Raw genomic sequence first — 323 nt, 5'->3', positions numbered from 1 at the left:
TGGGTGAATATCAGGCAGATAACAAGCCGGTGCAGGAAATCATTTGGCTGGGCGATACACCGGTAGCCGTGGTCAGTACAACGGGCGCAAGCGCTAACATCAGCTATATTTGGGCTGATCACCTTGGCACGCCTCGCCAGATTACTGACCCAGCCAGCAAACAAATCCTCTGGCGCTGGGATGGTGAAGCCTTTGATAACAGCCTAGCAGATGAAGACCCAAGCAATACGGGTAAGAAATTCAGCTACAGCCTACGCTTCCCCGGCCAGTATTTTGATAAAGAAACCGGCAAGCACTACAACTACTTCCGGGATTACGACCCG

At 52.0% G+C, this 323-nt stretch carries 1 pseudogene; it reads left to right on the top strand.

What is annotated here, in order from left to right:
* Positions 1-323, top strand: a pseudogene (locus HA050_RS22765) (hypothetical protein); the annotation flags it as partial.

Origin of the sequence: Iodobacter violaceini, from assembly GCF_011601265.1 — a bacterium.
Taxonomy (GTDB): domain Bacteria; phylum Pseudomonadota; class Gammaproteobacteria; order Burkholderiales; family Chitinibacteraceae; genus Iodobacter; species Iodobacter violaceini.
The sequence above is the reverse complement of the archived record's forward strand: the minus strand, read 5'-3'. Positions and strand labels throughout refer to the sequence as shown.